This is a genomic window from Rathayibacter sp. AY1C2, assembly GCF_002931195.1.
Classification (GTDB): Bacteria; Actinomycetota; Actinomycetes; order Actinomycetales; family Microbacteriaceae; genus Rathayibacter.
Genome location: NZ_PSWG01000046.1, coordinates 1 through 941, shown reverse-complemented (window position 1 = coordinate 941; position 941 = coordinate 1). Strand labels below are relative to the sequence as shown.

Genomic DNA, 941 nt, shown 5'->3' with positions numbered 1-941 from the left:
GGGTCGGGGGAATCGTCCCACGGCGGGGGAGACGACGACGCCCCCCGGTCCGGGGACCAGGGGGCGTCGTGGCGGAGGGGCGTCAGCCGCGGCTGGCCCAGACCGCGCGGCGGCTGTCGTACTCGACGAGGTTGCCGTCGTCCTGCATGACGAGCTTGTAGGGGCCGACCGACGCGGCGGGCGGGACGACCGACCATCCGCTCGTCGTCTCGGTGCCCACGGCGATCTGCCCGCTGGTGTCGAGGGCGAAGAAGCCGCCTGCGCGGGTGGTCTTCGACGCCCAGATCGGGCCGTTCTTGCCGTAGACGACGAAGTTGCCGTCCGCCTGCATCACCGCTCGGTAGACGCCGTTCGCGGAGCGGAGGAAGCTGCCCGCCTCGAGCGAGTTCGCCGCGTAGAGGGTGGTCGAGGGGAAGGCGGCCTGGCTGGTCCAGATCACGTCGTCGGACGGGTTCACGATGATCAGCGAGCCGGCGTTGTTGATGCCCAGGCGGAGGTCCTTGCCGCGCGTGCCCGAGAACCACTTGACGGAGCCGTCGGAGCCGTAGATGACGGCGTTGCCGTCCTTCTGCATGGTGATGCGGTTGCCGGAGCCGCCGGTGCCGGTGCCCCAGACGGCGCCCTGGGGGCCGTAGCCGACGAAGTTGCCGTCGTTCTGCATGACGGCGCTGGAGCGGCCGTCGGCGGAGGTGAGCTGGTGGACGGGGCGGAGGGTCTGCTCCGTGAACAGCGTGTCGGTCACCGGCTCGGCGATGACGCGGCGGACGCTGCTCGCCCAGGCGGGCGAGCCGTTCTCGCGGTAGACGACGAGGTTGCCGTCGGGCTGCATGATCACCGAGGCGCCCGCTTCGTTGATCGTGTTCGTGCTCCACACGGGGCCGCCCTTGGCGGAGTAGACGACCATGTTGCCGTCGGTCTGCATGACCAGGTGGTCGCCGCGG

Annotated in this window: 1 protein-coding gene; it reads right to left on the bottom strand. The window is 70.8% G+C overall.

Features of this window, described 5'->3' with window-relative positions:
• Nucleotides 1-82: 82 nt before the first annotated feature.
• Nucleotides 83-941 (bottom strand): hypothetical protein (locus tag C5C55_RS16225; RefSeq protein WP_104234633.1); only part of this gene is annotated, 859 nt, incomplete at its 5' end.